The sequence below is a fragment of the Mycobacterium sp. genome (assembly GCF_049280035.1).
GTDB lineage: Bacteria > Actinomycetota > Actinomycetes > Mycobacteriales > Mycobacteriaceae > Mycobacterium.
In genome coordinates this window covers 1-7,362 of sequence record NZ_JBAPPI010000678.1, presented here as the reverse complement: position 1 = coordinate 7,362, position 7,362 = coordinate 1, and the positions used below count along the sequence as shown (strand labels likewise).

At 67.2% G+C, this 7,362-nt stretch carries 4 protein-coding genes; 2 read left to right on the top strand and 2 right to left on the bottom strand.

What is annotated here, in order from left to right; all coding sequences use genetic code 11:
• Nucleotides 1–3,155: DUF2126 domain-containing protein (locus WAN71_RS21845; protein WP_422227331.1), on the top strand; the 3,155-nt coding region annotated here is incomplete at its 5' end.
• 23 nt (nucleotides 3,156–3,178) lie between these two features.
• A complete protein-coding gene (locus tag WAN71_RS21840) occupies nucleotides 3,179–5,839 on the top strand; it encodes a circularly permuted type 2 ATP-grasp protein (protein ID WP_422227330.1) in 2,661 nt (886 codons plus the stop codon).
• A 12-nt stretch (nucleotides 5,840–5,851) separates the two neighbouring features.
• On the opposite strand, the gene WAN71_RS21835 is transcribed toward WAN71_RS21840, so the two are convergent.
• Nucleotides 5,852–6,907, bottom strand: coding sequence for a zinc-binding metallopeptidase family protein (locus tag WAN71_RS21835; RefSeq protein WP_422227329.1), 1,056 nt, complete (start codon nucleotides 6,905–6,907; stop codon nucleotides 5,852–5,854).
• Nucleotides 6,900–7,362: transglutaminase-like domain-containing protein (locus WAN71_RS21830; protein ID WP_422227328.1), on the bottom strand; the 463-nt coding region annotated here is incomplete at its 5' end. The genes WAN71_RS21830 and WAN71_RS21835, both read right to left, overlap by 8 nt.

Here is a 7,362-nt window from a genome sequence, read left to right as displayed (position 1 = left end):
GCCGACTGACCTTCCCGAATCCGATGAGCCAGCTGACCATCACCGTCGGGCTCATCGCCGACCTCAAGGTGATCAACCCGTTCGACTTCTTCATCGAGGACTGGGCCGAAACCTGGCCGTCCGCCGGGTTCAGCTATCCCGAGACGCTGTCCGATGACCTCAAGCCGTATCTGCGACCCGTCGACGAGCACGGCCCCGGGTCGGGTCCGGGCGACCTGGTGCAGGCGTGGGTGCGTAACTTCTCGGTGCCGCAGGGCACTCGCACGATCAACTTCCTGGTGGAGGTCAACCGAAGGGTCAACAACGACCTCGGCTACAGCCTGCGTATGGAGCACGGCGTGCAGACCCCCGACTTCACGCTGCGTACCGGCGTCGGCTCGTGCCGTGACTTCGCCTGGCTGCTGGTGTCGATCCTGCGCCAGATGGGACTGGCCGCCCGGTTCGTGTCCGGCTACCTGGTCCAGCTGGCGTCCGACGTCAAGGCGCTCGATGGGCCGTCGGGACCGGCCGCCGACTTCACCGACCTGCACGCCTGGGCCGAGGTGTATATCCCCGGTGCGGGCTGGATCGGGCTGGACCCGACCTCGGGGCTGTTCGCCGGCGAGGGCCACATCCCGCTGGCGGCCACGCCGCACCCGGCCAGCGCGGCGCCGATCAGCGGCGGCATCGACCCGTGCGAATCGGTGCTGGAATTCTCCAACACCGTCACCCGCGTGCACGAAGACCCACGCGTCACGCTGCCCTACACCGACGAGGCCTGGCAGACGATCTGTGCGGTCGGCCAACACGTCGACGAGCGACTTACCGCCGGTGATGTTCGACTCACCATCGGCGGCGAGCCCACCTTCGTTTCGGTGGGCATCCACCCAGACAAGTCATCCGAGGAGTGGACCACCGCCGCCGACGGCCCGCAGAAGCGCCATCGGGCATCCGATCTGGCCGCCCGACTCAAGGCGGCGTGGGCCCCGGGCGGGCTCATCCAGCGCGGCCAGGGCAGGTGGTATCCCGGGGAACCGTTGCCGCGCTGGCAGATTGCGCTGTACTGGCGCGCTGACGGGCGGCCGCTGTGGACCGACGACACGCTGCTGGCCGACCCGTGGGGTACCGACTCGACGAGCCTGCCCACCGATAACGAGGCGGCCTACCACCTGGTCGCCCGCATCGCCGACGGTCTGGGATTGCCGCTCTCGCAGGTGCGCCCGGCCTACGAGGACCCGCTGTCTCGGCTGGCGGTGAAAGTCCTTCAGCCCGAAGGCGATCCGGTGCCACCGGGTGATGACCTCGGCCCCCAGGTTGGGGACACCGCCTCTAGCCGCGCCGCGCTGCTGGCGCGCCTCGACGAATCCACCACGGCTGCAGCGGCGTTCGTGTTGCCGCTACACCGCCGCGACGATGATCGTGGCTGGGCCAGCGCTGACTGGCAGCTGCGCCGCGGCCGCATCGTGCTGTTGGACGGTGACTCGCCGGCGGGTCTGCGGCTGCCGCTGGATTCGATCAGCTGGAAGCCGCCGCGAACGTCCTTCGTCGCTGATCCGACCGCCGTCGGCGATGCGATAAGCCTGTCTGACGGCGAGACGGTGCTGGAGGACGCCGAGGACGTGCCGATCACCGCGCTGGTCGCCGAGGTTCGCGATGGGCTGGTGTACATCTTCATGCCGCCGACCGAGGCGCTCGAACACTTCGTCGACCTGATTGCCCGGGTCGAGGCGGCGGCGGCCAAGATCAGCTGCCCGGTCGTGATCGAAGGCTACGAACCGCCGCCAGACCCGCGGCTGAAGTCGACGACGATCACCCCTGACCCCGGGGTCATCGAGGTGAACGTCGCGCCCACCGCCAGCTTCGCTGAACAGTGCCAGCAGCTGGAGAGCCTGTATGGACTGGCACGGCTGGCTCGGCTGACTACCGAATCGTTCGACGTCGACGGCACGCACGGCGGCACCGGCGGCGGTAACCACATCACCCTGGGCGGCGTCACGCCCGCACACTCACCGCTGCTGCGCCGCCCCGACCTGCTGGTCTCGCTGCTGACCTATTGGCAACGCCACCCGTCGCTGTCCTATCTGTTCGCCGGGCGGTTCGTCGGCACCACATCCCAGGCGCCGCGTGTGGACGAGGGTCGTGCCGATGCCCTCTACGAACTCGAGATCGCGTTCGCCGAAATCGCCCGGCTTGCTTCGTCTTCCAAGGAGGGCCGGCCACCGCCCTGGCTGACCGACCGCGCGCTGCGGCATCTGCTCACCGACGTCACCGGCAACACTCATCGCGCCGAGTTCTGCATCGACAAGCTCTACAGCCCGGACAGCCCGCGCGGTCGGCTGGGCCTTTTGGAGCTGCGCGGCTTCGAGATGCCGCCGCATTTGCGGATGGCGATGGTGCAGTCACTATTGGTGCGTTCGCTGGTGGCGTGGTTCTGGGACGAGCCGCTGCGGGCGCCGCTGATCCGGCACGGATCGAACCTGCACGGGCGATACCTGTTACCGCATTTCCTGATTCATGACATCGCCGACGTCGCCGCCGACCTGCGCGCGCACGGGATCCCTTTCGAGACAAGCTGGTTGGACCCGTTCACCGAATTCCGTTTCCCGCGCATCGGCACCGCCGTGTTCGACAGCGTGGAGATCGAGCTGCGCGGGGCGATCGAGCCGTGGAACACCCTCGGCGAGGAGGCCACCGCCACCGGCACCGCCCGCTACGTCGACTCGTCGGTCGAACGCATCCAGGTTCGCATCATCGGCGCCGACCGCGACCGCTACCTGGTGACGTGCAACGGCTTCCCGATACCGCTACTGGCCACCGACAACGCCGACATCCATGTGGGCGGCGTGCGGTTCCGCGCCTGGCAGCCGCCCAGCGCGCTGCACCCGAGCATTACCGTCGACGGTCCGCTGCAGTTCGAGCTCGTCGACCTCACCACAAGAACGTCGCGCGGCGGCTGCACCTACCACATTGCCCATCCCGGCGGGCGGGCCTACGACGAGCCCCCCGTCAACGCCGTCGAGGCCGAGTCTCGCCGGGCCCGCCGCTTCGAGGCCACCGGTTTCACCCCGGGCAAACTCGACCTGTCCGACATCCGGGAAAAGCAGGCCCGAATTTCCACAGACATCGGCGCGCCGGGCATCCTCGACCTGCGGCGCGTGCGTACCGTTCTGCGGTAATGGCAATGGGCGAGATGGCTTAGATGGCCCTGCACTCCAGCGAGCCGTCGGAGGCTTTTCACTACCGCTCCGACGTCGATCGGCTGTTAGCCGGGTATCGGGCCGCACGTGCGCAGGAAGCCCTGTTCGATCTACGCACCCCCGGCTTGGCAGCCCCGGTCATCGGCTACGACGAATTCCTTGACGCAGCCGGAAATGTGCGGCCCGCCTGGACCGAGCTTGCCGACGCTGTCGGGGAGCGCGGAAGGGCCGGGCTGAATCGGCTGCGCTTCGCGGTGCGCCAACTGGTGGACAACGACGACATCAATTACACCGGAATCGATCCCGGGACGGCGCCCATCGCCGGTAGCCGCGAAGTCGAGCCTCGGCCCTGGCGCCTGGACGCTCTGCCGCTGTTGGTCTCCGCAGCGGATTGGGAAGTCCTCGAGGCCGGGCTGGTCCAGCGGTCGCGGGTGCTCAACGCCGTGCTCGCCGACCTGTACGGATCCCGTCGCTCGATCACCGACGGCGTGCTGCCGCCTGAGTTGCTGTTCGCCCATCCCGGTTACGTGCGCGCCGCCACCGGAATCGAGGTGCCGGGTAACCACCAGCTCTTTATGCACGGCTGCGATGTCAGCCGGCTGCCCGACGGCAGTTTCCAGGTCAACGCCGACTGGACTCAGGCGCCTTCGGGAGCCGGCTATGCGCTGGCTGACCGACGGGTTGCCGCGCACGCCATGCCTGACCTCTACGAAAATGTCGCGCCGCGGCCGACCACACCATTCGCGCAGGCGCTGCGGTTGGCTCTGATCGACGCCGCGCCCGACGGCGTCCAGGACCCGGTGGTGGTTGTGCTCAGCCCCGGCATCTACTCCGAAACCGCTTTCGATCAGGCATATCTCGCGACGCTGTTGGGCTTCCCATTGGTGGAGAGTGCCGATCTGGTAGTCCGCGAGGGCAACGTGTGGATGCGCTCGTTGGGCACGCTCAAACGTGTCGACGTGGTATTCCGCCGGGTCGACGCGGCGTACGCGGACCCACTGGATCTCCGTGCCGATTCAAGGCTGGGCGTCGTCGGTTTGGTGGAGGCGCAACACCGCGGAACGGTGACCGTGGTCAACACGCTCGGTAGCGGCATCCTGGAAAGCGCAGGGTTGCTACGGTTCCTGCCCGAGCTGGCCGAGCAGTTGCTCGGTGAAGCACCGCTGCTGGCCACCGCGCCCAGCTACTGGGGCGGCATCGACAGTGAACGCTCGCACCTGCTGGCACGCCTGTCGTCACTATTGGTAAGGCCCACCGTCGGTGGACAAACGTTTGTCGGGCCCACGCTTTCGTCGGCCCAACTAGCTGAACTGGCGGCCCGCATCACGGCCACGCCGTGGCAGTGGGTCGGCCAAGAGCTGCCGCAATTCTCCTCGGCGCCAACCACTTACGCCGGTGAGTTCTCTTCGGCCGGGGTGGGTATGCGGTTGTTCACGGTCGCTCAGCGCGGCGGCTACGCGCCGATGATCGGGGGGCTGGGCTACGTGCTGGCAGCAGGGCCTGCCGCATACACACTCAAAACCGTTGTAGCGAAAGATGTCTGGGTGCGCCCGACTGAGCGCGCGCGTGCCGAGACGGTAACCGTGCTGGCGCCCGAACCGCCGCTGAAGATGGGCGCGGGCACCCTGGCGGTCAGCTCGCCGCGGGTGTTGTCCGACCTGTTCTGGATGGGGCGCTACGGCGAACGCGCCGAGAACATGGCCCGGCTGCTGATCGTCGCCCGCCAGCGTTTCTACGAATTCCGATACCGCCAGCACACTGCGGAAAGCGAGTGCGTCCCGGTGCTGATGGCCGCGCTGGGCCGGATCACCGGAATCGCAATCGGATCGGGCGACCAGGCCGAGACAATCGCTATCGCACCCTCGACGCTGTGGTCGCTGACCATGGACCGCGACCGGCCGGGCTCACTGGTGCACTCGGTGGACCGGCTGGCACTTGCCGCCAGGGCGGTGCGTGACCAATTGTCCAACGACACGTGGGTGGTGCTGGCCCGCGTCGAGCGCGAGCTGGCGCATAAGTCCGAGCCGCCAGACTCGCTTGCCGAGGCCGATGCCGCGCTCGCCTCGGCCCAATCCCAGACCTTGGTCGGGATGCTGACGCTGGCCGGCGTGGCCGGCGAGTCGATGGTGCAGGATGTCGGCTGGACGATGATGGACATCGGCAAACGGATCGAGCGTGGCCTGGGCCTGACCGCGTTGCTGGGGGCCACGCTGACGACTGTGCGCGCCGCAGCGGCTGAGCAAGCCATCATCGAGTCCACCCTGGTCGCCTGCGAATCGTCGGTCATCTACCGGCGCCGTACGGTGGGCCAGGTCAGCGTCGCCGCCCTGGCCGAATTGATGCTCTTCGACGCGACGAACCCGCGGTCGTTGGTGTATCAGCTGGAGCGGCTGCGGGCCGACCTCGGCGACCTGCCCGGCTCGTCGGGGTCCTCGCGACCGGAGCGGGTGGTGACCGAGATCAGCACCCTGCTGCGCCGGTCGGATCCCGCCAAGCTGGAAGGGGCCTCCGCCGACGGACGCCGCGACGCATTGGCCGACCTGCTGACTGCCGTCCATACCGCGCTGCGCGAACTTGCCGACATCATCACCGCGACGCAGCTGGCGCTGCCGGGCGGTATGCAGCCGTTGTGGGGGCCCGACGAGCGCCGAGTGATGCCGTGACCGGTAACCGACTCAGGCACTGACCGGGTCGGGCTTGCCCGACACCGAGGTCACCTCATCGAGAACAGTGTGGATGAACTTCATCTTCTCCAGCACGGCAGTCGGCAGCACAAACGGGTACAGGTCGTCGTGGCCCATCGACCGGTTTACCATGTTCAGCGACCACGACAACGGCAGCCACATGTCGATGATGGTCTGAAAAGCGCTGGGGCCCAGCACCGGTCGGTCGAACGTCGCCGTCGCCGGCGCGAAACCGGACCAGGCCGACGTGTCCAAAGTGTCCCGGATATGCAGGTAGTGCGCGAACGTCTCTGCCCAGTCCTCGGCGGCGTGCATGGTCGCATATGACGACACGAACCGCTTCTTCCAACCCTCGGGCGCGCCCTCGCTGTAATGGCGGTCCAGCGCCTCCTGGTAGTCGGCGTCCGGATCGCCGAACAACTCGCGGAATTGCGCGTCGTGGTCGCTTGACGGCGAGATCAGCCGATAGAAGTAGTAGTGCCCGATCTCGTGGCGGAAGTGCCCTAGCAGGGTGCGATACGGCTCGTCCATCTCGACCCGCAATTGCTCACGGTGTACGTCGTCGCCTTCCGCGAGGTCTATTGTGATGACCCCGTTTTCGTGGCCGGTCAGCACCGTCTCGTGTGCACTCGACAGCAGCCGGAAAGCCAAGCCGTAGTCGGGATCCTGATCGTGGCCGACAACCGGCAGCTTCAGCTCGTGCAATTCGGCGACCAGCCGACGCTTGGCCGCTTCGGCCCGGGCGAACTCCGCGAGGCCGGCGGTGTCGGCGTCATTGGGCCGTTCGATAGTCAGCGCGCACGACACGCAAAGCAGGCGAGGTTGATTGATGGGGACCAGCCAGTTGCATTTGGCGACATGACGATTCGCGCACAGTTCGTATTCGCTGGCGCTGACGAAGCCAGCGTTGTCGGCGTCGTCGCCGGTGCTGATCACCAGCAGGACCATCTCGTCGAGGGAAAAGCCCAACGGGCTCCCGCAGGACAGGCACGCCGAGTTCTCGAATGTCAGACGCTGGCCGCAGTTGGGACAGTGGAAATCACGCATACGGCTCGTCACCTTCGTACCGCACAACGTCCACGGCGACGTCGATCACGCTTTTCTTGGAGTTGGTGTAGATGATCCCGCGCAGCGGCGGCACGTCGGCGTAGTCACGGCCCCGCCCGACGACGATATAGCGCTCGTCGACCATGTGGTTGTTGGTGGGATCCAGCCCCAGCCACTCGAACTGCCCGGGCTGTTGCGGGGTCCAGACCGCGGCCCAGGCATGGGTGGCGTCGGCACCGATCATGCGGTCCTTTCCCGGTGGTGGATTGGTGGCCAGGTATCCGGAAACGTAGCTGGCCGCCAACCCGTTGGCTCGCAGGCAGGCGATCGCCAGCCGAGCGAAGTCTTGACATACCCCTTCCCGGGCCATCAGAACCTCATCGACTCCGGTGGAAATGGTCGTCGAGCCGGCTCGGTAGGTGAAGTCGGTGTGGATCCGCGACGTGAGATCGCGC

What these genes read in the sequence shown, in the direction of transcription:
- WAN71_RS21835 (WP_422227329.1), bottom strand. Translation starts at nt 6,907, where the DNA reads ATGCGTGATTTCCACTGTCCCAACTGCGGCCAGCGTCTGACATTCGAG.
- WAN71_RS21840 (WP_422227330.1), top strand. Translation starts at nt 3,179, where the DNA reads ATGGCCCTGCACTCCAGCGAGCCGTCGGAGGCTTTTCACTACCGCTCC.